The following is a 23860-nucleotide window of genomic DNA, read 5'->3' as shown; positions in this document are numbered from 1 at the left end:
TGCCCCCGCAACCAAATAGGTCCGGTAGTTCAGTTGGTTAGAATGCCTGCCTGTCACGCAGGAGGTCGCGGGTTCGAGTCCCGTCCGGACCGCCATGATTTACTTAAATTAAAGAACTTATTCAGCCTTAGGATAAGCACCATCCTAAGGCTTTATTTATGTTCTGAAAAAGATTGGTATTTTTAGTTTTTTTATAAATTTTGCTATATTGGTAATAACAACTTATAATATGGACTGATGCAAAATGGATGAATTCTCCTTTATTAAATCAATCAAGCCCAGGTTTTATCATCACTCGTCGGTTCAAAAAGGAATCGGGGATGATGCTGCCGTTTTCCGGCCGCCATCCGGAATGGATATGGTTACTGCCACAGATACGATGGTCGAACATGTTCATTTTCGGTTAACTACCATGGAACCATACCATTTAGGATATCGGGTGCTCGCTGCCAATTTAAGCGATTTAGCTGCCATGGGGAGTATTCCTGTATTTTATTTGGTATCCATTGTCGTGCCAGAATCCTGGAAGGATAAACAATTGAGATCGGTATACAATGGAATGAAAGAAATTGCAGACCAGTATCACATGGATCTGTTAGGCGGTGATACGGTTTCCGGGGATCGGTTTGTTATTTCTGTAACGGTCATCGGGTTTGTAGAAAGGGATAAATCCAGATACCGTCGGCATGCCAGAGATGGTGATGTGGTTTTTGTGACAGGAACCCTTGGTGATTCCGCCTTTGGCTTGCATTTGTTAACGGAACGGAGCTTTTCAGTTGAAGCCCAGGATCATTTTATCAACCGCCATCGTATGCCGACACCAAGGGTCTGGTTCAGCAGAAAACTGAAACAGCTGGACCGGGTATGCTTAAATGATATCAGTGACGGGATATCCAGTGAAGCCAATGAAATTGCAGAAGCATCAGGAGTTGACTTGCATATTGATTACAGCCAGCTACCGATGCACCCTCAGCTTAAAAAATTGTCTGAAACGAATCAGAAGAAGTTTGTTCTGGCTGGCGGTGAAGATTTTGAATTAATTGGAACGATTTCCGAACATAACTGGTCCGTGGTTGAAGAGGCAGCCAGACAAACGAATACAATCGTTAAAAAAATTGGTTTCGTTCGAAGGAAAGTGGCGGCTGAAGGACAAGTTTTCTTATACGAAAACGGTAAAAAACAGGTTTTAAAGAAACAAGGATATATCCATTTGAGATAAAAAGGTGATGCTATGAACACTTATGAATTCATGACTCATTCAGATGAAGAAACGAAAACGCTGGCCAGTCGACTGGCCAGACAACTGAAGCCAGGGGATGTCATAACCCTTGAAGGAGACCTGGGAGCCGGGAAAACCACTTTTACAAAAGGTCTGGCGAATGGACTCAATATTTCCCGCACGGTGAACAGCCCTACTTTTACGATTGTCAAAGAGTATGACGGAGATATTCCACTGTATCACATGGATGTTTACCGTTTAGAGGAAAGTGAAGAGGATATCGGTTTTGATGAATACTTTCATGGGGACGGAGTTTCTGTCGTGGAATGGCCATCTTTTATTCATGAATTTTTGCCGGCAGAACGACTCGATATTCAAATTCTTTATGTTTCAGAGAATGAACGAAAAATCATTCTCAAACCGGCAAATGAACATTTTGATCACGTTTGTAAGGAGTTATTGTCATGAACATTCTGGCTATTGATACATCCAACCAGGTAATGAGCACAGCCGTTTTGAATGGGGACCAGCTCATTGCAGAATATACGACCAATGTAAAAAAAAATCACTCCGTTGCCCTGATGCCTGCTATTGACAATATATTAAGAGATGCGGGTATTACACCCGGGGAAATCCATAAAATTGTGGTGGCAAGGGGGCCGGGTTCCTATACAGGAGTCCGCATAGGGGTGACTACGGCAAAGACCCTTGCATGGACGCTGAACATTCCCATTACAGGTGTATCCAGTCTGGAAGCGGCAGCCTATAATGGGTTTTATTTCCCGGGCCTGATCTGTTCCTTTTTCGATGCCAGACGCGGGAGAGTGTTTGCCGCGGTTTATAAAAGGGATGGTAAACAGTTGATCCCGGTGTTGGAAGAAAAAAATATACAGTTTACGGACTGGCTTCAGGAATTGAAATCACAGAAGGAACAAGTTTTATTCATCGGGAATAACTTCTCGCTGCACAGGGAAAATATACAGGAATTGCTGGGAGATCAGGCAGTAATCGCTGAGGCGTTTATGCACATTCCAAGAGCATCCGTGCTGGGGCATATCGGAAAAGACCGGGATGCGGAAGATCTCCACTCATTTACCCCTCATTATTTACGGCTCGCAGAAGCGGAGGCAAAATGGCTTCAAACAAGGGGTAACGGTCATGAGTGAACCTGTTATACGCTCGATGACCATCCATGATCTTGATGAAGTGATGAACATTGAACATACCTGCTTTTCATCCCCCTGGGATCGGTCTGCTTTTGTCAATGAACTGGTGGAAAATCCGTATGCGTTTTATTATGTGATCGAAAATCAGGATCGCATTTTTGGCTATTGTGGCTTGTGGATCGTATTGGACCAGGCACAGATTACGAACATCGCCATTTTGCCTGAATTCCGGGGGTACAAATTTGGAGAAACTTTATTCTCCTTTGCCCTTCAAAAAGCCAGAGAAAAAGAAGCCAAATCGCTGTCACTGGAAGTGAGAATTTCCAATGCAGTTGCCCAGAGGATGTATCGGAAATTTGGAATGAAACCAGTGGGGATACGAAAAAATTATTATCAGGATAATCAAGAAGATGCTATGGTAATGTGGGTGAAACTATGAAACAAAAAACGGATCAATATATTTTAGCCATCGAAACGAGCTGTGACGAAACAGCCGTCGCCATTGTTAAAAATGGAAGAGACCTGTTATCGAACGTGGTAGCGTCCCAAATTGAGAGTCATAAACGTTTCGGCGGAGTGGTACCTGAAATTGCTTCCAGACATCATATAGAGCAGATCACGATTGTACTGGAAGAAGCTCTCCAAAAAGCCGGTGTGACCATGGAAGAGATCGATGCCATTGCGGTTACTGAAGGCCCAGGACTGGTAGGAGCCCTTTTAATTGGAGTGAACGCCGCAAAAGCCATTGCCTATGCCCATCAGAAGCCTCTTGTAGGTGTTCACCATATAGCTGGTCATATTTATGCCAACCGACTCGAAAAGGAATTTTCTTTTCCGTTACTGTCTCTTGTTGTCTCCGGTGGACATACCGAGTTAATTGTGATGAAGGAACACGGGGATTTTCAGGTCATTGGCGAAACGAGGGATGATGCTGCCGGCGAAGCCTATGACAAAGTGGCCAAAGCCCTTGATCTGCCTTATCCTGGCGGTCCATATATCGATCGGCTTGCGGCAGAAGGGGAGGCAACGATTGATTTTCCTCGAGCCTGGCTTGAGGAAGGCTCATATGACTTTAGCTTCAGCGGGTTAAAAACAGCGGTCATGAATACGCTTCACAACGCCAGACAAAAGGGAAAAACCTTAAAAAAAGAAGATATTGCTGCAAGTTTTCAGGAAAGTGTCATTGATGTACTGGTGACGAAAACATACCGGGCTGCCCGGGAATACGAAGTGAAGCAACTGATTGTCGCCGGAGGAGTGGCAGCCAATAAAGGATTGCGGGCCGGACTGAAAGAACAATTTGCCGGTGAAGCGATTGACGTACTTATTCCGCCCCTTTCTTTATGCACCGATAATGCAGCTATGATCGCAGCAGCCGGAAGTGTAGCCTTTGAGCAGGGGCACCGTGCTGGTCTGGATTTAAATGCGAACCCATCATTAAGTCTGGAGCGCTATGCGAAGCGGTCAAAGCGTTGAGAGAATCGAAGAAGGCTCCGATGAACAACCCCTTCTAAGTGGTCAGCTTTCCCCTTAGAGGGGGTTTATGGTATATGTCTGTACAGATAAAATGAAGGATGTGTGTGGATAACATGATAAACTTATCCACAAAAAAGCAGGAAACAGTGGATAAACGGAGCGAATCCTTCTCATGACAAAGAGTTGAGTGTGAACGAAAATTGTGGATAAAGTAGGGTTTTTCTGTGGATAATGTGGAAAAGATCCGTAAAAAGGGTCCGTATCAAGGCTGAATATGTGTATATCCCTGTGGATAACGCAGGTTGATTGTCAATTGTGTGAATAAGTATTAATGAATCCTCGGACAAACATCCCCTCATCTTTAATGGGGAAGACTTTCATTTTATCTCACTGCCCCATGGAAATTGTGCATTCACTCAGATTAAAAAGGCATGGAGTTCTTTTCTCCATGCCTTTTTCTAAAACTCTCGCCACATTTGAAACGATTTATGAACGTTTCTATTTTCACTGGTTTAGCTTTTCATATAATCCACCGTCATCCATGTTTCGGATCAATAAAATTTTGCCATTATCATCGAGGTTGATCACTCCAGTAACTGTAGCTGTGTTTGTTTGGCCATTTTTGCTATATTCGACTTCGACTTCATATTTATAGACGTGGTTTTGCGTTCCTTCAATCTTTTGGATATCTATTTTGTTTGGCTTTAATTGATAGTCGTTGAGATGTGCACTTCGTAAAAATGATAATACGCCATTCCCTTTAATCATTTTTTCCAGGTCTACTGCAATATCGCCATAGTTTTGATCCAGATATTCATCTAGTTCGAGTGGATGCAGACCTTTATCAAAAATGCTGCTTAACTCGTCATTCGGTCCTGTGAACTCATTTTCCAGATAAAGCTCGATGGTTTGTAAATGCTGATCGTGTTGAGTAGGATGTGCCTGATCCAGGATAAATTGATCGATCACGACATATCCGCCTGCGATGAAGAAAATCATAGCAACGACAGCTGTCAGGATAGAGTTGGACCATTTGACCCATTTGTTTTTTACCTCCCCTTGATCCATATTGTTGATCAGGCTGGCATATACTTCTTCTTTATCCTTTTCATCAAACATAATGGATTCAAAAGAACGAAAGGTTTTTTCAAGTTCTGTTTGATCATGATATGGTTTCATGATGATATCCCTCCTTTCGCAACTGCGTTTTTAACGCTTTTAAAGCCCTTGAAAGGGTCGTTTTCACTTTGGTTTCCTTCCATTCCAGTACCTCCGCAGTTTCCCGAACAGACAATTCTTTGATTTTCCTGAGAATAATGACTTCTCGGTAGGATCGCTTTAATTGACTTAAGGCACGGTACACCTGTTCTTCTTCCTCTCCTAGTTGGACAATTTTTTCCGGGGAAGGGTCTTTCGCTGGAATACCGTTGATGGAATCAAACATATATCGGATCGGTTTTCGTTTGCGCATAAAATCAATGGTGACAGTCCTGGCGATGCGATATAGCCAATTTTTATCACTGGTTTTTCCCGCGAAGTAATCCAGATGATGGTAAGCCTTTATAAATGTATCCTGAGTTAAATCTTTTGCCTGTTCATGGTCGCCGATCATTATGAGAATAAATCGATAAATGCCATCGCTATATTCCTTGTACCATGTCTGTATTTTTTGTTTTTTTAACTCCTCTTCCAAACCATACACCTCACTTTTCATTTGCATAACTAAAAAATCTCCCGAGTAGTTTCAGCCTGACTCACCCTAAAGACGGATCAGCTGCCAAAAAGTATCACTCAACAAAAGACTTTTTTTCAAATTCTATCAAATATAAAAGATCACCTTCCACGGTGATCTTTTAACAAAGGCTATCGTTTTAGTTTTTTCAAAGGAACTGCTATGAAGTATTTCCAGGGAACAGGAGCACGGGTTTTACCAGTCGTCCATTTTTTCGTGAAGCTCAGTCCACTGTTGCATGAAATGATCCAGCTGTTGTTGATAATTTTCTTTCTCTTCATTCATCTTTTTTAATGCTTCGTAATCATGGAACAGTTCTGGATCGGTCATTTTTTCATCGCATTTGGCAATGGCTTTTTCCAGCGACTCGATTTCCCGTTCGACTTCTTCGATTTGCCGCCTGATCTTTCGCAATTTTCGTTTTTCTTGTTTTTGCTGTTCGTAATCTGTTGATGTCTCCATCTGTTCCGGCAAATCATTTTTCTTATTCAGTTCCTGGATTTCCTGTTCTTCTTGTTTCTTTTGTAAGTAATAATCATAATTGCCAAGATATAATTTTGCTCCCTGATCAGACAGCTCCAGAATTTTTTCAGCAATACGGTTGATAAAGTAACGGTCATGGGAAACAAAAAGCAACGTACCCGGAAAATCGATTAATGCCGACTCAAGCACTTCTTTGCTGTCGAGATCGAGATGGTTGGTGGGCTCGTCCATGACAAGAAAGTTTGCTTTCTGAAGCATCAGTTTGGCCAGGATTAACCGGGCTTTTTCTCCGCCGCTCAGAGCCGAAACGGGTTTTAATACATCATCCCCTGAGAATAAAAAGTTTCCCAGGACTGTTCGGATGTCTTTTTCCGGCATGGCAGGATGCTCATCCCAGAGTTCATTTAATACGGTTTTGGCCATGGATAAATGGGTTTGCTCTTGATCGTAGTAACCAATCTGTACATTTGTACCATATTGTAATTTTCCCCGGGACGGTTTCAGCTGGCCGACAATCGTTTTCAACAGTGTTGATTTTCCGATTCCATTGGGTCCGACGATGGCGACACGATCGCCGCGGTTTAAATCCAGATGAACGTTTTGAAAAATATAATCATCATCTGTTTCATATTGGAAACTGAGTTTCCGGATCTTTAATACATCATTTCCGCTCGGTCTTTGAATATCAAAAGAAAACTTAGCAGACCGATTTTCGAGGGACGGTTTGTCCATTTTCTCCATCTTCTCCAGCTGTTTTCGACGGCTCTGTGCTTGTTTGCTTGTGGAGTCCCGGGCAATATTTTTCTGGATAAATTCCTCGAGACGTTTAATTTCTGCCTGCTGCTTTTCATATAATTTGATATCCCGCTCATAATCCTTTGCTTTTTGACGCAAATAGTCGGAATAGTTCCCAGTATATTTTTTTGACTGCTGAAACGCAATTTCGTATACGATAGTCACGGTTTTATCCAGAAAATAACGGTCGTGGGAGACGATGATGACGGCCCCATCATAGGACTGCAGGTACTGTTCCAGCCAGTTTAGGGTTTCAATGTCCAGATGGTTGGTGGGTTCATCGAGGATCAGTATGTCTGGTTTTGACAAAAGCAGTTTGCCTAAAGCAAGTCTTGTTTTTTGACCACCGCTTAAAGTACGGATCGGGGTGTCAAAATCATAGTCCTGAAACTGAAGTCCATTCAGCACCTGTTTGATTTTTGCTTCGTATTGAAACCCCCCTGCCGATTTAAAAAGGGACTGCTTTTCATCATATTCTTTCAAAAGTTGTTCATAGGCTTCCTGATTCTGAAAAAGACCAGGATCTCCCATTTTCACTTCAAGCTTTCTCAGATCCTCTTCCATCTCCTTGAGGCGGGCGAACACGTTCTCCATCTCATCCCAGATGGAAAGATCGGATTTCAGCCCGGTGTTTTGGGCCAGATAGCCGATGGTAACATCTTTTGGCATATAGATTTCACCATCATCGTGAGAAAGCTCACCGGCCATAATTTTCAATAAGGTAGATTTTCCGGCCCCGTTTCGGCCGACGATGGCAATTCGGTCACGATTGTGTACTTCTAATTTAATATTCGATAAAATAAGGTCAGCTCCAAAAAATTTGGTTATCTGGTTCAGTTGCATAACAATCATGTGCATTCACCTCAACGAAATAAGTTTATCTTATCTGTCTGAACAATTGCAAGACAGGATGGTTTAAGCTTAAGCTGTTTTGAGTGATAAAGGAGAAGGTTTGAGGAGGAGTAGGGATGAATCAAGGGGATCAGCATAAAATACCGCAGGCAACTGCAAAGCGTCTTCCGCTATATTACCGGTTCTTAAATAATCTTTCGAACCAGGGGAAAACCAGGGTTTCTTCCCGGGAGTTAAGTGAAGCTGTAAAAGTAGATTCCGCAACCATCCGCCGGGATTTTTCCTATTTTGGAGCCCTTGGCAAAAAAGGATACGGGTATAATGTGAACTATTTACTTTCCTTTTTCCGAAAAACCCTGGATCAGGATGAAATCACCCGGGTCACCCTGATCGGCGTAGGGAACCTTGGAACCGCGTTTCTTCATTATAATTTTATGAAAAACAATAATACAAAAATTGAAATCGCTTTTGATCATAATCCAGATAAAGTTGGAACAGAGGTCGGGGGTGTGCCGGTATATCATATTGATGAACTGGAAGGGCGGCTAAATCACGATATACCTGTTGCCATTTTGACCGTCCCAGCTAGTGCAGCCCAGGGAATCACTGAGCGTCTGGTCAAAGCGGGAATCAAGGGGATCTTAAACTTTACACCGGCAAGAATCGCCGTTCCGGACCATATCCGGGTTCACCATATCGATCTGTCTGTAGAACTTCAGACCCTCGTCTATTTTTTGAAAAACTATCCCCTGACAGAGGATACAAAAGAGTAAACGGCTGAAAAGAGACGTTTATCACAAGTTTGAGCCTGAATGGAAACGTCTGTCATTTTTCGAAAAAAGAGCTGTCTTAGATTCTTGAGGCAGCTCGTTCGTTTTTATTTGAGCAATGCAGTTATCCTTCAGGTGATTGTGCTTAACTTTCCGGGGGAACAGTGGACATGACGATCGCATTTCCCCCTGGTCGAACAGCGAAATCCTCCGGTCGATGGTGTCGGCCACTGGGCGGCAGCGCTACGCTTATGAGCGATGAACATCGACCCCTGGGTGGTAGCGCTACATTCATGAACGCTAAGCGTCTGCCTCTGGGCTGTCGTGTCTACTTCATGGGCGATTAGCGTCTGCCTCTGGGCGGTGTCGTTCTATTCATGGACGACAAAGACCAATCTCTTTTCATTTTTTTATAGAAAAGATAAAATAGTTTCGAGTGACGAAATAAATTCGACGGGGGATAACCTTATGAGCAAATTGCCTGCGAAATGGCTTGTAGTGATTTCTGTTTTATTCGGTACGTTTACCGTCATTTTAAATAATAGTATGTTAAATCCGGTGCTTCCCCATTTTATGAAAATTTTTCAGACAGATGCGGTGGCAGCAAGCTGGGTTTTGACAATATTTATGGTCGCCATGGGGGTGACCATGCCTATTACAGGGTATCTCGGAGATAAAATCGGCAAGAAAAATGTGTACCTTCTTGGATTAACCCTGTTTATGGCCGGCTCTTTATCCGGGGCTCTGTCCCAGACTTTATCCATGGTTATTCTGTCCCGGGCGATCCAGGGGATTGCCGGTGGGTTAATGATGCCGAATTCCATGGCATTGATCTTTCATGCTTTTCCTAAAAATGAACGGGGACTCGCCGTCGGGATATATGGAATTGCTGCCATGGTCGCACCGGCAGTCGGGCCAACGATCGGAGGCTTTATTGCGGAGTATTTGGACTGGTATTTTTTATTTCTGTTTAATATTCCATTTGCGATCGCCGGGTTGTTATTTTCTATGAAATATTTAAAAGAAACCGAAACGAAACCGGATTTGTCCTTTGACTGGAAAGGGTTTGTCCTGGTTTTTACAGGAATCGGTTCAGTCCTTTTGGCCCTGGGACAAATAAAGACTCTCGATGCCCTGTATCAGATGGAACATATTCTGTTGATTGGGGTCGGATGTATTTCCCTGATAGTTTTTGTTCTGTATGAACGAAAACAGGAACAGCCTTTGCTTCATTTATCTGTTTTTAAAGTCCGCACGTATACGATGTCCATTGTAGTTACTTCTGCAGCTTCCATCGGGTTATTTTCCGGAATTTTCCTTCTCCCGTTATTAATACAGGAAGTCTATGGGTTCAGCATGGTTCAGACAGGGATCATCTTTCTTCCGGCTGCGCTGTTAAGCGGCCTATTTATGACGCTGGGAGGAAAAATATTGGATGTAAAAGGACCGAAGTATGTGGTTCCCCTGGGGTTAATGATTCTGGCTCTGTCCAGTGCCGTATTTGGGTTTGTAGACATGAAGACATCGTTCTGGTTTATTCTGTTTATTCATGCGGTCAGAGGAATGGGACTGGGATTTGGCAATATGCCTGCCACGACAGCAGGGATGAATGCCATTTCCGATGATCTCGTGGCCCAGGGTTCTGCCATGAATAATGTCATTCGGCAAATGTCATCTTCCATCGGAATTGTGTTTTTTTCCATTTATTATGAGGTGCGGAGGGGTCAGCTCATGCTAGGTGATCATTTGACCCTCCAGGAAGCAACTCTTCAGGCTATTAATGAATCTTTTCTTATATCGGCCATTGTCATTGCTCTGGCCGTTCCAGCGTCTTTTCTGCTCAAAGGTGTACAGGAAGAAGAGAAAGTGTCTAAAAAAGGTGCTTAGGAAATGGGGACTGCATCTTTTTCGAGTTTATGCGGGCATAGGGAAATGACTCTATAGTAGCGTGTTTTCAGAATACGTTTTCGAAAACGGGCTCTACTTTTTCCATAAAAAGTCAGGGTTCACCACGATGTGAACCCTTGGTGAGCTTCGTATTTCCTCCAAAACCATCACTTGAGCGTCTAAGCGGGAGAACTCGCTTTTTCTTATTCCTTGTTCGAATTCTTGATAAAAAAATGCAGGCCAAGCAAACGGATGGCAATGGCAAAGTCAAAGGTAGCCACGATGGATAGAATGACTGTTGTCCAGTTCCAGATTGTTTCTTCTACACTCTGAATGGCCAGATAAGTAAACAGAATACCAATGAAAAAGTAAAGCGCTGACATCAACAACGGTGAAGCTTTCATCGAATTAAAATCCTCCAAAAAGTATAGTTTGCATTTGTTCCATCTGATCTAAAATCCGCTCAATTTCTTCTTCGGGCAAAAAATATTGGGTCATTACTGCCAGGCTGTTCATCCCGAGGTGTGCCATAATCGGAACAATAATCCGTTTGGTTTTCACATAGAGATAGGCGAATACCAGTCCCATTGAAGCATATATCAGTAAATGCTCCGGTTCCATATGAATAATCCCAAAGATTAGTGAAGATAAAAGAGCAGCCAGGAAAAAGTTCATTTTTTTATAAAAAGTGCCAAACAGGATTTTGCGGAATACGATTTCTTCTAAAATGGGAGCATACAGAATGGGCACGATTAAAAATGCAGGAGTCTGCCTTGCAATGTCCATTAAAAACTGGGTATTTTCTGATCCAGGCCGAATATCAAACAAGTACCATTCAATATTTGCTGCGATTCCCTGAGCAAAGATTGCGATAAATATCCCCAGGATTGACCATAAAACAATTTTCCCCGCGTCTGCACGCTGGCGTTTTCCTCTTCTGAATTCAGGTTTTAAAAGGAACAAAGTGATGATTAAACCGGCAGTAAAGCTGATAATGGTCCATGTGGACACTATATGCTCCTCGGGAATCCGGAATAGCACCAGCAATGGTATGCCAATAATGCTCGATAACTGCATAATGATATAAGTCAACATAACATACCAGTAGTGTTTCGGCAATTTCAACGACTCCTTTTTCGTTCTTATTTTTTGTTATTATGCATATTTTATAAAGACAGAAAGCATGTATAACTATACCACATCCTGGTTATGCTTAATCAAGTATTCCCTTTTATTATAAAACAGATTGGAAAAAGAAAAAATTTATTTCAATACTTGCAAATTTTAACCGGATTGATTATTATATTAATTGGTGTTAGCACTCGATAATGTTGAGTGCTAACAAAGAACTTTCAAACATTATATTAAATCTGAGGAGGGTGTCTGAATTGTTAAAGCCACTAGGTGATCGTGTTGTCGTTGAAGTGATTGAGCAAGAAGAAAAAACGTCAAGCGGTATCGTGCTGCCTGATTCCGCTAAAGAGAAGCCGCAGGAAGGAAGAGTAGTCGCCGTTGGTTCTGGAAAAGTAACAGACAATGGCGAGAAAGTTGCACTTGAAGTTTCTGAAGGTGATCGAGTCATCTACTCTAAATATGCGGGCACAGAAGTGAAATATGACGGGAAAGAATACTTAATCCTTCGTGAAGATGACATCCTTGCTGTGATTGGATAATCTTGTTGCGATAGAAAATGCTGTTTATATCATAATGTTTCACTATAAAATTTAGAAATTTTAAGGAGGGCACACAGATGGCTAAAGAACTGAAATTTAGTGAAGACGCTCGTCGTGCGATGCTTCGCGGTGTGGATGCACTGGCAAATGCGGTGAAAGTAACTCTTGGACCAAAAGGACGCAACGTGGTTCTTGAGAAAAAATACGGTTCTCCACTGATCACCAATGACGGTGTGACCATTGCAAAAGAAATTGAGTTAGAAGATAACTTTGAAAATATGGGAGCTCAGCTTGTTGCTGAAGTAGCTTCTAAGACAAACGATGTTGCCGGAGACGGTACGACTACGGCTACTGTTCTGGCTCAGGCTATGATCCGTGAAGGATTGAAAAACGTTGCATCTGGAGCAAACCCAGTAGGCGTTCGTCGCGGTATTGAAAAAGCAGTAGAAGTAGCTACCGAAGAATTAAAACGCATTTCTAAGCCAATCGAAGGAAAAGAGTCTATTGCTCAGGTTGCTGCCATCTCTTCTGCAGACGAAGAAGTCGGTCAGCTAATTGCAGAAGCCATGGAGCGTGTAGGAAATGACGGTGTCATCACCATCGAAGAATCGAAAGGATTCAAAACTGAACTGGAAGTCGTAGAAGGTATGCAGTTCGACCGTGGTTATGCTTCTCCTTACATGGTAACGGATCAGGACAAAATGGAGGCTGTTCTGGAAGATCCATATATTTTAATCACGGATAAGAAAATCTCTAACATCCAGGATGTACTTCCTGTACTTGAGCAAGTTGTACAGCAAAGCAAGCCAATCCTGATCATCGCTGAAGACGTTGAAGGTGAAGCACTGGCTACATTAGTCGTTAACAAACTTCGCGGTACATTCAACGCGGTAGCGGTGAAAGCTCCTGGATTCGGTGATCGCCGCAAAGCGATGCTTGAAGATATCGCTATCCTGACTGGCGGTCAAGTCATCACAGAAGATCTTGGCCTTGAACTGAAAAACGCTTCAATCGAACATCTGGGACGCGCTACTAAAGTAGTGGTCACAAAAGAAAACACGACCATCGTTGAAGGTGCTGGAAGCAGTGATCAAATCGCAGCCCGCGTAAACCAGATCCGTGCTCAACTAGAAGAAACGACTTCTGAATTCGATAAAGAAAAGCTGCAAGAGCGTCTGGCTAAACTTGCCGGCGGGGTAGCGGTAATCAAAGTAGGTGCTGCTACTGAAACCGAATTGAAAGAGCGCAAACTTCGTATTGAAGATGCTCTGAACTCTACGCGTGCAGCAGTAGAAGAAGGGATTGTTTCCGGTGGTGGAACAGCACTTGTAAACGTATATAATAAAGTTGCAGAAATTGATGTTCAAGGCGATGAGCAAACGGGTGTAAATATCGTTCTTCGTGCCCTGGAAGAACCCGTCCGTCAAATCGCTCACAACGCTGGTCTTGAAGGATCTATCATCGTTGAGCGCCTGAAGAAAGAAGAAGTAGGCATCGGCTTTAACGCTGCGACTGGAGAATGGGTGAACATGGTTGAAGCTGGTATCGTGGACCCAACCAAAGTAACCCGTTCTGCTCTTCAAAACGCAGCATCTGTTGCAGCTATGTTCCTGACTACCGAAGCGGTTGTAGCCGATCTGCCTGAAGAGAACGATAACAACAACATGCCTGACATGGGCGGCGGCATGGGCGGAATGATGTAATAAGGTTTATATCAACGTTCATGACCGTTTGAAATCAATGATGGTGTCCGAAAAAGTGACCGATATTAGTTGTTGAGATTTTTGAGAGGTTTCCATTGAGTTATAAACTTGGTGGAAACCTCTTTATTAGTCTATTAATCAAATTCTCAATGCCTGGTGAACTCACCCTCAAATTTACCTGTACTACGAACAGTTTGTCCATGAGAAATACTTGTTCTTGTAATTCTCCTGATTTTGCTTCATGAGTTAGTAGAAAAGCTATATCATAAGTGAAGACGATAACCTGTCTTTTTTGGACTCACGTTGGGCAGGCACAGGCAGAAGTTGATGAGGAGATGTTGAAGGAACTTGAGAAAGCTGTATCTCTTTCCGAAAGGGAACAGGTCGATTACCTATATGCGGATGCCGACGGGGTGATTGTTCGTTCGACAGAAAAGAACCAAAGTCATGAGGTTCGGCAAGCAGTCATTTACGAAGGATGGGGGAAAAACGGGAAACGGGTATTGAATAAAACTTTTACCGGAAGATATGACGAACTCAAAGGTGGATCAGTATAGTAGCACAAGAAACAGGGCGGCAAAATTAATCCTCTTCGTGGCTCTGATCCTTAAGATTATTCAAAGATCACCAGTGCCCGATGGACACTGGTGGACAAAAGGATTTACTTCACCTGGATCCAGACACTTAAAAACAGAGCAATAATTATTACGGGAACAGTAATAATTAATGGTACATGCCTATCCTTGAATGGTATTTTTTCAAATCATTTTGTTCCGATTACAAGGAATACACCAACTATAATGAATTTGAGCAAAGAATTATGAAACGCATATCATAAAATATAGTTGACCAAAAAGGTTTTAAAATCCTCATCATATCACTCGTCCAAAGCTTTTGTTCCATGATTCATAAATTCAGGTCTTCCGTAAATTTGCAAACTTGCGGAAGTCCTTTTTTTATTAAAAACGATGATCAGTCCATTTTATTCATCCCAAACTCTCCTGTGATGAAATTTATTAACCTTTAGAATTAAACCGACTCCAAAATGAGTAGAATGAGTGAATACACGATCGGACGCATGAACTCACTTCCAATGGATTCCCACGAAAAAAATTCCTGTGAAAATTCTTAAAACCTAATCATCCTTCTCTTAAGCTTGTACAGTCCTTCCGCTCTTTCACTTCGATCACCAAGAACAGAACCCTTGCATTGACGATCAGTCAATGCAAAAACAGGTACTATGAAAAAAGTAAGCATTTATATTCATGTGTTCACGAAATTCATCACTCTTCAAAACTGATAAACCCAGTAAAATCAACCATTATCAATTCAAGGAAGGCGAAAATGTACGTATTTTTTCGAACATCAAATACGAACCAGCCAATTACTTTGACAAACATAGTAATATTGCATATACTATACCTTGAGAGGTGATGTATAGTGGTGAATAAAATTTCTACAGATTTAATTCGTGGGCATACAGATACCATTATTTTAAATGTGCTACGGCATGGAGACAGCTATGGTTATCAGATTTATAAAACGATTATTCAAATGAGTGAGAATCAATATGAATTAAAGGAAGCAACGTTGTACACTGCTTTTCGGAGACTGGAAAAAGAGGGATATATCACCTCTTACTGGGGTGACGAAACACAGGGTGGCCGAAGGAAATATTATCGAATCACGAAAGAAGGATTAGAACAATACGAACAATCCAAAAAGGAATGGCATTTTGCCAAACGTGTTTTGAATAAATTAATTGAAGGAGGAATGGAAACGAATGGGGTACAAAAGTGATCTGGACAAAAAGATAGAATCTTATGTAAATCAATTATTTACGGGTGTTAGAGAAAGTCAGCAATTGTTTGAATTGAAGGAAGAGTTGACTACGAATTTAAAAGAAAAAATAAATGATTATAAAAAAATGGGAATGGATGAAAAAGAGGCGTTTAAGGAAGCTGTTAGTTCACTCGGTGACCTTAGCGGGCTGGTTGATGATATGAGAGTGCTCGGACAGGATAAAGCGAAACAAGCGGTTTATACAAACATGACAGCGCGTGTATCGACTGCAGGACTGATCATAGGGGTATTAGTCATCTTATTTGGCATTTTAACGACGGCCATGTTTTATTATATGGATCTTCCCTTGCAAGCTGTTCCCGGACCAGCTATTTTTATTGTTCTGGGCGGAGCTATTGTAACGTATAGTTTATTGACCAGGGAGACTAGTCAAAAATATGCGATGAATAAGGTCCGTGCACTTCTATATTCATTATCAATTGGCTTCATTTTATTTAGTCTGTTTGTTGCCTTCGTTACAAGATTGGCTACCGGTGAAATGTTTATTGCAATTAGTTCATTTATGGTTTTCTTTTTAGTGGGGATCGGCTTATTTTTAGGCCTTATCTTCAGTGGGACAGATCGAAAAAAATATAAGCATTGATTTGGGAGCCATAGGCTTTTGATTCGAAAATGATATAAGATGTCAGGGTCATTTGACCATAATCGAATGTCTTCCGTAAGTTTGATTTGAGAACTGACGGAAGACATTGACTATTTTAGGTCGGGACATTTCATAATTTACAATTGTTTTCCATATATCACATAAGGGTCATTTTGATTGTTTGGAAAAAAGGGTTCTTTCAAACTTCTCCAACCCAGACTTTCATATAGCCTGCGTGCCGGGACATTATTGATTTGCGTGGTTAATACGGCGGTTTTAGTATGGGCATCTTCCAGTAATTTTGAAACTAGTAATTTTCCTATTCCTTGTTTTCGGTAAGAGGGATGGACAGCTAATTCGACCAACTCAAAACAGTCCTCGAGCCACTTTTGCTTCTCGTCAGGTTTAAATTCTTTTGAAAGCAATTGGTTGTAATATTGACCGGGCAATGAAACATATCCGTATGAGAATCCCGTGACTTCACCTGTACGGTGTAAAGCAATGACCCCTTTAAATCCTTGATAAGTCGAATGTTTTTGAATTCGCTGTTTGATCAAAGGGTCTTCGTTTTTCCAGACTGTGTGATACAGATCCACGATCTGCTCCAAATTTTCCTCATTTACGGCTAATCTTTTAATATCAATCATATTTGATTCTCCCTTAATATATCAAAATGATGGTTTGGTCCTGGCTTAGACAAGTGATTTCTGGATGATGAAAGTCCATTTTCGTCTAATCTCCAAACACTTTCCGGTAATAATCCTTCTCCAGAATTTTGACGGAATAATAAAATTTGCGTTCCACCATGTTTTTGATCTGTTCAATATATTCCTCATCGACATCTTCACCGCCGGAAGGGGTAAATTCACCGGTCATGGCATTATAAAATCCTTTCTCGGTAATAAAGCTCTTATTTCTGAAAATCACAAGCGGTGGAGAATCGGAAAAAATGTCCCTGCCCATCAGCAGTCTTGAGTCATATTTTAACCCCAGCAAATTGGAAAGAGTCGGAATAATGTCCAGGCTTGATGCGGGCTTATCAATGGTGACGGGTTCCATGTCGCTGGTGTAAAGAATAAAGGAATTCTGATACAGCTCAAAATTTTCTTCTACCTGATGCCCGGCGAGTTCGTTCATCGTTTGATCATCCAGCCCATAAGGGTAGTGGTCCGAACTGATGGCAATCAAGGTCCGGTCCGCAATCCCTGCCTTTTCTAACTGTTCAAGTAAATATGCCAGCGCCCGATCCAGCTCCACCTGGGTTGCGAGATAGGCTTTCGCCTGATCGGATAATGGTAAATCCTTTACCACGTGCCGATTTTTATAAGCGATCGTATTGCCGGTAAAGGAATATTGCATATGGCCGCTTACCGTCATATAGTAGGCGTGAAACGGTTTCTCGTCTATATACTCTGGTATGGTCTTCTGCATCATTTCGAGGTCGGACTCCGGCCAGGTTTCCTGAACATCAAGCCCATTTCCCAGACCTTTATATTCATAGCCCATGTTGGGATGGGAGAGGTCTCTCCGATAATACGTATATGTATGGTTATGATAGGCAACGGTCTTGTAGCCGAGTTTTTTTAACTGATTTCCCATGGCAAAAGGCAGAGCGTTATCGGCGGATTCTTGAAAGCTCCATACACCGCTTTTCGGAATCAGGCTCGTACAGGCGACATATTCCCCGTCAGAGGTACTGACTTCCCAGAGCGGCGTATAAAAATTGGTAAACCGAAAGCCTTCATGGGCCATTTTATATAACGTCGGCGTCACTTCTTTGTGGATGGCAAAGGGCGAGAAGCTTTCTGCGGTAATCAATATGAAATTATAGCCCTCATACTTGCCGGTATACTCATTCTGGGCTGTCGGCTGCACCTGACTGAAATATTCATGCATGTTTTTGACTACTGGATCGGTTTCGTTTTCAATGAGTTCATCAAAGTTGATATCCATGATGTTTAATGGCCGTTTGTTCTCATCTTCTCTATCGTCTTCTTCGGAAGTTTCCCTTTCTGTATCAGCCAGTTCCTCAGAAGGAAGGGGGATATCCGAATCCGGTTCTTTTGCAGCTGTTGAAAAGCCAAATAACTGGCGCTGTAGGTCAATTCTCATGGTGGTTATCACCCCCAGTTTTTCGACGGACAGGGCAGGAAAGTGGCTTTGAAAGTATAAATCATAGGCAGAATGCTGCTCTCTGCCGCTAATATAGATTACGGACAGCGCCGTGGCTTGAATCAGAAAAATAGCCATAACCAGTATTCCTTTGTACTGGATCTTCATCGACTTAAAAGAAATGTGTTTTCTTCGTAACACGATGGCAATCACAGGAAGAAGCAAAAGGAAAATCCACAGGGAGTACTGAAAAATATAATGGAGTATATCTCTCCAGAAACCGAGGACCTGATTGGCATTTACTGCTGAATACAGACTGTAATAGGTTCTGAAAAATTGGTAGTAGATGAATTGGGAGGCATAAAGGAACCCAACAGCGGACAGGAGTATAATGGACAGAATGAAATTTGCTTTTGGCCGGAAACTGTTGCTGATCATGTAAAAAACGAGAGAAATGGGGATTAAAAATAATGAAGCCATGCAAAAATTTTTAAAAGTAAATGAATCAGCAGTCCCTATCCGAAAAACGAATTCCATATAAATCAATGATATCATAAAGTATAAAGGCAAACGGAAATCAGTAAGGAATTGTTTCATAAGAACCCTGCTTTCATGTCTAAGATTAAGGGGGGGTTCCGGCAGGTTAAACTGCCGGGGATTATGTTCTACTAACAGTTATAGAACATCTGTTGCCATTTCATACACGAATTTCCATATTTCTTTTCAGTTACGATATGAACTTATCATAAATATCCTCCCTTGTTAAATGGACGACTGAAGATAAAAGAAGGTTTCTGGAATGATATGTCATGTAAGGGAAAGGAATCTGCAGGTTTTCATTTTCACAACTGCCCATTTATGTGTACAATAAATGTATAGTGGACCTCTGTTTTCGTCAAACCATACAGGCTGTTATGGTATAATTCGGACTTTAACAGGTAAACATGTACTATAACAGGAAATGACGGAAAATTTAAAATGTTAAAAAATGAATAAAGCACCTGTGAATACCACATTTATGGAGTACAGGTATGAATGATTTATTTTATAAAAATAGGAGGATCTTGATTTATGACCCAACATACGATGATCTATCACCCCACCGTAGGGAAATTATTAAAAAACATTCAAAAAGTCATGATTGGAAAAGATGAAGTGGCAGAACTTTCACTGGTTGCTCTTCTTGCAGAGGGGCATGTGCTCCTTGAGGATGTTCCGGGAGTTGGAAAAACGATGCTTGTTAAATCCATCGCCAGGAGCGTAGATTGCGAGTTTAAAAGAATTCAGTTTACGCCCGATTTGCTTCCTTCAGATGTAACCGGAACATCGATCTACAATCCTAAGGAGCTAAAATTTGAGTTCAGACCGGGACCCATACTGGGCAATATTGTACTGGCTGATGAAATTAACCGCACTTCGCCTAAAACCCAGTCCGCTTTACTTGAGGGAATGGAAGAAAAAAGTGTGACCGTAGACGGGAAAACGATCCCTCTTGAAAAACCTTTCTTTGTCATGGCCACCCAGAATCCGATTGAATACGAAGGGACCTATCCCCTGCCAGAGGCTCAGCTGGACCGTTTTCTATTAAAGTTGTCGATGGGGTACCCTTCCCGGCAGGAAGAGATGGATATGCTGAACCGGACGTCCAGTCAGCATCCAATAGAGACGATTGAATCTGTGATAACGAAAGATGAACTCATTGAACTGCAAAAACAGGTGCTGGATGTATATGTGAGTGTTCCCGTCCAGCAATACATCGTGGAGCTTGTCAGTGCTACAAGGAATCATCCTTATGTATACCTGGGGGCGAGTCCGCGGGGGTCCATTGCATTAATGAAAGCGGCGAAAGCATATGCTTTTATGCATGACCGGGATTATGTCGTGCCAGATGATGTGAAGTATCTAGCTCCCTTTGTATTGCCTCACCGGATGATTTTATCTTCAGAAGCCCAATATGACGGCAAAGATGAAAAGGGTATTATTGATGAGATTATTCAGCAGACTAAAGTTCCAATAGATAGGGGAGAACGATGAGACAAACCGTTTCCATGATTACAAAATTAATAGTGGTGGCGTTTCTGTTTGCGATATTGTTTTCATACGCCATGTTTCAGGGTGGATTTGTAAGCTGGTTTTTATTTTTCAGTTTTTTGCCGATTCTCGGTTATTCAGCCCTCCTGGTGCTGTATCCCTGGTCCTGGCTCCACATCAACCGGAAACTTTCAAGATATGTCATCCAGGCAGGGGAACAGGTCGACGTCCAATTGTCCATCAGACAAAAAGTATTTTTTCCGTTTTTTTACGTGGTTATTGAAGATCATTTACCGGAATCGATGGGATGGAAGGACATCCGAACCGAAAAATACCGTTATTTAAGTGCACCTGGTGTTTTAGTCGAGAAAAAGCAAATGAAAAAAATGCTGTTTCCCGGCCTGAACAGGGAACATACCGTAAACTACACCCTCAGCGATATTCCGAGAGGGGAGCACTTATTTCATTTTATTACCGTAAAATTAGGGGATCCTTTTGGATTTATCCGCAAAGAAAAAGTATTTCCTGTTGCAGGTAAATTGTTTGCCTTTCCGGTAGAACGGAAATTGATTCTTCATCAAGGCGTTCATAGCTTTGAAGAGGGTGAGACTCCCTCATACGCAATGACAGTGAAAAACACGACAGTAGTTTCTGGTGTGCGGGAATACATGCCGGGAGACCGGTTTTCCTGGATTGACTGGAAAACAACAGCCCGCAAGAATAACGTGATGACAAAGGAATTTGAACAGGAAAAAAGCAATGATGTCATCGTCTTATTGGATGCATCGATTGATAGAAGTTCCCGCTGGCTGGCCTTTGAAGGGGCGGTAGAAACGACCCTGTCTCTGCTTTTTCATCGCGGGTTTGATGCGGGGAGAATCCAGTTTATCTGTCATGGAAAAAAGCAACAATCGTTTCACATCCATCCGAATGAAACAAGCCGTGAAAAAGTGAGACGTTTCCTCGCAACCATTCAGCCGCAGCAGACGATCCCAATCTCCAAAATGTTAAAACACGATTTCAGCCTGTACAATAAGGGATATTCTTTTATGATCGTCACAACAAAAATCACCAGGGATTTATACGAAACGCTGGCAAAATTAAAGCGTAAAAGTCAGCGTATTACTTTGTTTGTCGTTACAAGCGAAAAGTGGATTGGGGAGCAGGAAAATCAAAAAATCCAGCATCTTCAAAATCAAGGGATCACGGTTAATGTGTTAACGGAAGAAAAGTTGACAAAATCCCCCCTAGAGGTGAAGGCTTAATGAGTTTGTATACCAATCAACTCAAACATCAATCCGCTCTCAATTTAATCGTATACATCAGTGGTTTTCTGCTATTTTGGGAATGGCTCAGACCCCTGAAAAGCTTTACGGATACAGGGAATATATCCGTATTTGTCCTTTATGCCGCATTTTGTTTTTTCCTGTCCTATTTGCAAATGCCCTGGTACATCACATCCCCGTTAAAACTCGCGGGGCTTGTGTTTGTGCTTGACGGATTATTTATACACGTATCGTTATTTTCCATGGACTGGTATCGGATGTTTTTCTATGATGCAGCCTATAATAGTCAGGTGATAATGGAGCAGGAATGGTGGAGCATGACTCCGCTGTTTCGAAGCTTTTTATTTTTGCTGCTCCTGTGGCTGTTGAGCTATTTGCTGCATTATTGGTTCGTCATTGCGAAGCGGACACTGTTTTTTGTGGTGCTGACTTTTGCATATGTCGCGGTAGTGGATACCTTTACTCCTTACGATGGAAAGGCTTCGATCATCCGGGTCTTTCTGATATCTATGATTCTGCTCGGGATTACCCATTATCAGAGGCTTTTGACCAGTGAAAAAACAGCCGTACCAGAAAACAGAAGACCTTTGCGCTGGATTTTGCCTCTGGTTGCATTGATCTTTTCATCGAGTGTGATTGGCTATGCCGCACCAAAATTCAGTCCCCAGTGGCCTGACCCTGTGCCATTCATCCGAAGTCTGGCGGACAATTCCGGGGAAGGTGAAGGGCAAGGTGCATTCGGCCAGGCTGTTAAAAAAGTCGGTTACGGTGAAAATGATGAACGGCTCGGAGGTTCCTTTATTCAGGATGATACGGTCGTGTTCCAGGCGATGGTCGATGAACCTCAGTACTGGAGGATTGAAACGAAAGATTTTTATACGGGAAAAGGATGGGTTCGGACCGTTGAAGAAAACCATGTCAATTCATCGGATGGTCAGGTTGTGATGGATGTTTTTTCCAGCGAAGTGGAGACGGAAGCAAAAGAAGCAAAAGTGTTATTTAATCCGGCTCAAATTCTTCCGAGACTGGTCTACCCCTATGGGACGGAACAGATTCAAATGATTCATCCCCCTGGTCCATTTTCCTATGGAAAAGAAACCGGTGAAATCTTACCTGATACGGAATATACAGGCGAAAGAACAATGCGATATGATATCGCATTTCAGGAACCCAATTTTACATTTAAAGCATTAAGAAATGTGCCAGCTGAAGATCCGGAATATATTGACGAATTATACACCCAGCTGCCTGAGGACCTCCCTTCTCGGGTAAAACAATTAGCCGAGGAAATTGTACAGGATGAAACAACCCGGTATGATCAGGCAAAAGCGATTGAACGCTATTTCCAGGACCCGAGTTTCAGGTACGAGACAGAGGATATTCCGGTTCCGGATGAGGATCAGGATTACGTGGACCAATTTTTGTTTGAAACCCAGAAAGGCTACTGTGATAATTTTTCCACAGCGATGGTCGTTCTGCTGCGTTCCGTTGACATTCCTGCCAGATGGGTAAAAGGGTTCACTGCCGGTGAAGAAGTGGATGCACCTGTCGATTTGCCGTCTGATACAATGGAATTTTATGAAGTGACAAATTCAAATGCTCATTCATGGGTAGAGGTTTATTTTCCGGAAATCGGCTGGGTTCCCTTTGAACCGACCAAAGGATTCACGAATATGGCTGATTTCTCAACCGGCCTTACGCTGGAGGAATTGCTTGAAGGAAGTTCAGATGATGAACGGGAAGAACCGGAACAGGAGCTGGCCGATGCCTGGAATCCTGTTAATCCAGAAACAGAAGAAGAAAGCAGAGCAAATAGTTTCTGGAACAAATTTAAATGGGTACTGGATGGTCTCTGGTTGATCATAATCGGCATCCTTTCATTAGCTGCCATTTTCATCTACCGGTATCGCTACCATTTATTAACTTCGATCAAACGGAAACAGCTGGGCAAACAGGCAGACCCACATGCATTCGAACATGCTTATCAGCATTTGCTTTCTGTCCTTGCTTATAAAGGATTGAAAAAGGAACCAGATCAGACATTGAGGGAATTTGCTCTGGATGTAGACACCAGTCTGGGAACGAGTGACATGAAACGGCTGACCCATATGTATGAACAGATGATTTACCGCGATCAATTGGAAGACGGGCAGATGAAGAAGATGAGAGAATTATGGGAAAATTTAATTAACAGGGTCCTGTCTTGACCTTAGGGAATTCGGTTGATAG

The 23860-nt window shown here is 42.3% G+C and carries 22 protein-coding genes and 1 tRNA gene; 16 read left to right on the top strand and 7 right to left on the bottom strand.

Features of this window, described 5'->3' with window-relative positions:
• Nucleotides 1–18: 18 nt before the first annotated feature.
• The 6 genes from EDD68_RS12450 (at nt 19) to tsaD (ending at nt 3861) form a co-directional block, all read left to right on the top strand.
• Nucleotides 19–95 (top strand) — tRNA-Asp (locus EDD68_RS12450).
• Between the two features lie 149 nt (nt 96–244).
• Nucleotides 245–1219: a thiamine-phosphate kinase gene (gene thiL, locus EDD68_RS12445; RefSeq protein WP_132372615.1), complete on the top strand. Its 975-nt coding sequence runs from the start codon at nt 245–247 to the stop codon at nt 1217–1219.
• A 12-nt stretch (nt 1220–1231) separates the two neighbouring features.
• Nucleotides 1232–1687: a tRNA (adenosine(37)-N6)-threonylcarbamoyltransferase complex ATPase subunit type 1 TsaE gene (gene tsaE, locus EDD68_RS12440; protein ID WP_132372614.1), complete on the top strand. Its 456-nt coding sequence runs from the start codon at nt 1232–1234 to the stop codon at nt 1685–1687.
• Complete coding sequence (gene tsaB / locus EDD68_RS12435) at nt 1684–2385, top strand: tRNA (adenosine(37)-N6)-threonylcarbamoyltransferase complex dimerization subunit type 1 TsaB (RefSeq protein WP_132372613.1); 702 nt, start codon at nt 1684–1686, stop codon at nt 2383–2385. The genes tsaE and tsaB overlap by 4 nt, the downstream gene beginning before the upstream one ends.
• The gene (gene rimI / locus EDD68_RS12430) at nt 2378–2824 is read left to right on the top strand and encodes a ribosomal protein S18-alanine N-acetyltransferase (protein WP_132372612.1); all 447 of its coding nucleotides are present in this window, start codon (nt 2378–2380) and stop codon (nt 2822–2824) included. Before tsaB ends, rimI begins: the two co-directional genes overlap by 8 nt.
• Nucleotides 2821–3861, top strand: coding sequence for a tRNA (adenosine(37)-N6)-threonylcarbamoyltransferase complex transferase subunit TsaD (gene tsaD, locus EDD68_RS12425; RefSeq protein WP_132372611.1), 1041 nt, complete (start codon nt 2821–2823; stop codon nt 3859–3861). Before rimI ends, tsaD begins: the two co-directional genes overlap by 4 nt.
• A gap of 504 nt (nt 3862–4365) precedes the next feature.
• On the opposite strand, the gene EDD68_RS12420 is transcribed toward tsaD, so the two are convergent.
• From EDD68_RS12420 to EDD68_RS12410, 3 genes are all read right to left on the bottom strand, one after another.
• Nucleotides 4366–5040 carry a hypothetical protein gene (locus EDD68_RS12420; protein WP_132372610.1) on the bottom strand — a complete coding sequence of 225 codons (675 nt, stop codon included), beginning with the start codon at nt 5038–5040 and terminating at the stop codon, nt 4366–4368.
• Nucleotides 5024–5581, bottom strand: coding sequence for an RNA polymerase sigma factor (locus tag EDD68_RS12415; RefSeq protein WP_243646865.1), 558 nt, complete (start codon nt 5579–5581; stop codon nt 5024–5026). Before EDD68_RS12415 ends, EDD68_RS12420 begins: the two co-directional genes overlap by 17 nt.
• A gap of 207 nt (nt 5582–5788) precedes the next feature.
• Nucleotides 5789–7723, bottom strand: a complete 1935-nt coding sequence (locus tag EDD68_RS12410) for an ABC transporter ATP-binding protein (RefSeq protein ID WP_132372609.1) — start codon at nt 7721–7723, stop codon at nt 5789–5791.
• Between the two features lie 116 nt (nt 7724–7839).
• Between EDD68_RS12410 and EDD68_RS12405 the strand changes: the two genes are divergently transcribed.
• Entirely contained in the window at nt 7840–8496 is a 657-nt protein-coding gene (locus EDD68_RS12405; RefSeq protein ID WP_132372608.1) for a redox-sensing transcriptional repressor Rex, read from the top strand.
• Nucleotides 8497–8961: 465 nt separating this feature from the next.
• Nucleotides 8962–10380, top strand: coding sequence for an MDR family MFS transporter (locus EDD68_RS12400; RefSeq protein WP_132372607.1), 1419 nt, complete (start codon nt 8962–8964; stop codon nt 10378–10380).
• 203 nt (nt 10381–10583) lie between these two features.
• Here EDD68_RS12400 and EDD68_RS12395 read toward each other — a convergent pair whose 3' ends face one another.
• Nucleotides 10584–10784 (bottom strand): YdiK family protein, encoded by a 201-nt coding sequence (locus tag EDD68_RS12395; RefSeq protein WP_132372606.1) that lies wholly within the window; start codon nt 10782–10784, stop codon nt 10584–10586.
• A 4-nt stretch (nt 10785–10788) separates the two neighbouring features.
• Complete coding sequence (locus EDD68_RS12390) at nt 10789–11499, bottom strand: CPBP family intramembrane glutamic endopeptidase (RefSeq protein WP_132372619.1); 711 nt, start codon at nt 11497–11499, stop codon at nt 10789–10791.
• A gap of 269 nt (nt 11500–11768) precedes the next feature.
• Between EDD68_RS12390 and groES the strand changes: the two genes are divergently transcribed.
• The 5 genes from groES to EDD68_RS12365 all read left to right on the top strand — a co-directional run bounded on the left by groES (nt 11769) and on the right by EDD68_RS12365 (nt 16202).
• A complete protein-coding gene (gene groES, locus EDD68_RS12385; RefSeq protein WP_132372605.1) occupies nt 11769–12053 on the top strand; it encodes a co-chaperone GroES in 285 nt (94 codons plus the stop codon).
• A 77-nt stretch (nt 12054–12130) separates the two neighbouring features.
• Nucleotides 12131–13756 carry a chaperonin GroEL gene (groL, locus tag EDD68_RS12380; protein WP_132372604.1) on the top strand — a complete coding sequence of 542 codons (1626 nt, stop codon included), beginning with the start codon at nt 12131–12133 and terminating at the stop codon, nt 13754–13756.
• Between the two features lie 269 nt (nt 13757–14025).
• Nucleotides 14026–14313: a hypothetical protein gene (locus EDD68_RS12375; RefSeq protein WP_132372603.1), complete on the top strand. Its 288-nt coding sequence runs from the start codon at nt 14026–14028 to the stop codon at nt 14311–14313.
• 886 nt (nt 14314–15199) lie between these two features.
• Nucleotides 15200–15556 (top strand): PadR family transcriptional regulator, encoded by a 357-nt coding sequence (locus EDD68_RS12370; RefSeq protein ID WP_424399169.1) that lies wholly within the window; start codon nt 15200–15202, stop codon nt 15554–15556.
• A complete protein-coding gene (locus EDD68_RS12365; protein ID WP_132372601.1) occupies nt 15540–16202 on the top strand; it encodes a permease prefix domain 1-containing protein in 663 nt (220 codons plus the stop codon). Before EDD68_RS12370 ends, EDD68_RS12365 begins: the two co-directional genes overlap by 17 nt.
• 137 nt (nt 16203–16339) lie before the next feature.
• Here the strand turns inward: EDD68_RS12365 and EDD68_RS12360 are convergent, their stop codons facing one another.
• Together EDD68_RS12360 and EDD68_RS12355 are read right to left on the bottom strand one after the other, a co-directional pair.
• A complete protein-coding gene (locus EDD68_RS12360) occupies nt 16340–16849 on the bottom strand; it encodes a GNAT family N-acetyltransferase (RefSeq protein ID WP_132372600.1) in 510 nt (169 codons plus the stop codon).
• An 85-nt stretch (nt 16850–16934) separates the two neighbouring features.
• A complete protein-coding gene (locus tag EDD68_RS12355; protein ID WP_165902176.1) occupies nt 16935–18794 on the bottom strand; it encodes an LTA synthase family protein in 1860 nt (619 codons plus the stop codon).
• Nucleotides 18795–19385: 591 nt separating this feature from the next.
• Here EDD68_RS12355 and EDD68_RS12350 point away from each other — a divergent pair.
• From EDD68_RS12350 to EDD68_RS12340, 3 genes are read left to right on the top strand one after another with little or no spacing between them, the layout of a single operon-like run.
• A complete protein-coding gene (locus tag EDD68_RS12350) occupies nt 19386–20348 on the top strand; it encodes an AAA family ATPase (RefSeq protein ID WP_132372598.1) in 963 nt (320 codons plus the stop codon).
• The gene (locus EDD68_RS12345; RefSeq protein WP_132372597.1) at nt 20345–21610 is read left to right on the top strand and encodes a DUF58 domain-containing protein; all 1266 of its coding nucleotides are present in this window, start codon (nt 20345–20347) and stop codon (nt 21608–21610) included. The genes EDD68_RS12350 and EDD68_RS12345 overlap by 4 nt, the downstream gene beginning before the upstream one ends.
• A complete protein-coding gene (locus tag EDD68_RS12340; protein WP_132372596.1) occupies nt 21610–23838 on the top strand; it encodes a transglutaminase TgpA family protein in 2229 nt (742 codons plus the stop codon). Before EDD68_RS12345 ends, EDD68_RS12340 begins: the two co-directional genes overlap by 1 nt.
• Nucleotides 23839–23860: the final 22 nt, after the last annotated feature.

Origin of the sequence: Melghiribacillus thermohalophilus, from assembly GCF_004342905.1 — a bacterium.
Classification (GTDB): Bacteria; Bacillota; Bacilli; order Bacillales; family Alkalibacillaceae; genus Melghiribacillus; species Melghiribacillus thermohalophilus.
The sequence above is the reverse complement of the archived record's forward strand: the minus strand, read 5'-3'. Positions and strand labels throughout refer to the sequence as shown.